The organism is Petrotoga halophila DSM 16923 (assembly GCF_002924615.1).
The window spans coordinates 1-2031 of record NZ_JALY01000182.1 but is presented as its reverse complement, the minus strand read 5'-3'; the positions used below and the strand labels follow the sequence as shown (position 1 = coordinate 2031).

The following is a 2031-nucleotide window of genomic DNA, read 5'->3' as shown; positions in this document are numbered from 1 at the left end:
CACTCTTAAAGGAGATTAGTTAAATGGAATTTACCAATTTAGTTGATTATCTTTATCAAAGAGGAGCAGCAAATTTCAAGGTAAAGTTGGGTCTAGAAAGGATAGATGAATTAACTAAACGCATTGGAAGACCACAGAATTCGTTCAAAAGTATACACATCACAGGTACTAACGGAAAAGGAAGTGTTACCACTGCACTTTCACAAATTTTAAGATATAATGGAATGAAAGTTGGAACCTTTATATCCCCACATTTGGTTTCATTGACCGAGAGAATAAAAATAAATGGTGAAAACATTTCTGAGAGAGAATTTGTGCAGATATACAAAGAGATTGAAGAAGAAATTAAAAAAATGGATCTTAAAGGAGAAGAGGTTGCACCGTCATTTTTTGAAATAACAACAGCTATGGCTTTTAAGTATTTTGAAAAGCAAAAAGTGGATGTAGGCATCATTGAAGTGGGTTTAGGAGGAAGGTTGGATGCTACTAATATTATTAATTCTGATGTTTCAGTCATAACCTCTATATCTAAAGACCATATCAAAACCTTAGGTGATACTCTTGAAGCGATAGCTTATGAAAAAGCAGGTATCATAAAGAAAAACAATTTTTTGGTATTGGGAAATATCGGCGAAAGTCCAAAAAAAGTTATCCTAAATAAAGCTAAAGAAGTCAGTGTAGAAAAGATTTATGAATATGGAAAGGATTTTAATTCTACCAACCATAGATATTTTATTAACAATAATATGTTAGATTATTATGGTCTCAATGGTGAAATTAAAGATCTGATTTTTGGTGCTAACGGTACGTTTCAGATGGAAAATGTTACTACATCCTTGGCAGTAGCTCAAGCGTTTATGCAAAAATTTGGAAAATCTCTGTCTATTGAGAAAATCCGAGAAGCTATGGCAAACTTTTATTGGGAAGGCAGGTTTGAGTACACAGAAATAAATGGTAAAAAGATAGTTTTTGACGGTGCCCACAATTTTGCCGCTGCCCAGCAATTAGAAAAAAGTATCAATCTTTACTTTCCTACTCAGAAAAAAATTGCCTTGGTCGGAATATTAAACGATAAAGATTACGAAAAAATGTCACAAATTTTTATTTCAGTTTTTGATAAAATTATTGTAACATCAGTTCCTACCGAAAGAGGAAGACATCCCGAATTAATATATGAAGAATTTAAAAAGCATACCAAAAATGTTGAGTTTATAAAAGACCCTTCGGAAGGTTTCAATAAACTTTTATCAGAAAAAAGCGATATTTATTTTGTCACTGGTTCTTTGTATCTCCTTGGAAAAATTAAAGAATTAATATCCACTAATTTAGTGGCATTGTAGATATCTTTTATCGAGGTATATAATATGATAAGAAAAATTAACGCAACAATTGAAGATTTTGAGGACGAAAAAGTTCTAATCAAAATTGGAGCTTTAACTCTGGAAGCGTATCCTTCGTTCAACGTTATAAGATACTTAAAAAAGGGTGACAAATACGAATTTTTTGCATCCCTAGAAATGAACGAATGGAACACATCGCTTTATATTTTCAAAGATAAAATAGAAAGAGACGTGTTTGAAAGTTTAAAGAAAGTTTCAAAGATTGGGCCAAGAATTGCATCAAAAATCCTTAGAAAAACGGATGCAAAAGAATTTATAGAAATGATAAACGCGCAAGATACTACGCTCCTTTCAAATCTGCCTGGCATAGGGAGGAAAACAGCCGAAAGACTAATATCTGAACTTTCCAATTCTTTCAATGCCTATTCAGCCGGTGGGAATACACAATCGTATGGAAATAAAAATGTAAAAGAAGCTATAGAAGCGTTAGAAGCACTAGGATTTCAAAGACATGAAATTATGAAGGTCATAGGCCAACTTGATTTAGAAGAACAAAAAACAGAAGAGATAATTAAAGAATGCCTTACAAGGCTGTAATTAATTTTCTGGTGGGATTTGCGAAGCGAAGAGGCGCTAACAAAAATCTTTAGAAATTAAAAAATTTTCAAAATAATCTTTTGATTTTAAAAGG

The 2031-nt window shown here is 32.2% G+C and carries 2 protein-coding genes; both read left to right on the top strand.

Annotated features, from left to right (window positions below):
- Window positions 1-23 precede the first annotated feature (23 nt).
- Window positions 24-1340: a bifunctional folylpolyglutamate synthase/dihydrofolate synthase gene (locus AA81_RS09260; RefSeq protein WP_103898873.1), complete on the top strand. Its 1317-nt coding sequence runs from the start codon at window positions 24-26 to the stop codon at window positions 1338-1340.
- A 24-nt stretch (window positions 1341-1364) separates the two neighbouring features.
- On the top strand, window positions 1365-1937 hold the full coding sequence (ruvA, locus tag AA81_RS09255; RefSeq protein ID WP_103898872.1) for a Holliday junction branch migration protein RuvA: 573 nt from the start codon (window positions 1365-1367) through the stop codon (window positions 1935-1937).
- Window positions 1938-2031: the final 94 nt, after the last annotated feature.

Bases quoted from the DNA above. Each gene is read 5' to 3' on its own strand.
- AA81_RS09260 (WP_103898873.1), top strand. From the start codon at position 24: ATGGAATTTACCAATTTAGTTGATTATCTTTATCAAAGAGGAGCAGCA.
- ruvA (WP_103898872.1), top strand. From the start codon at position 1,365: ATGATAAGAAAAATTAACGCAACAATTGAAGATTTTGAGGACGAAAAA.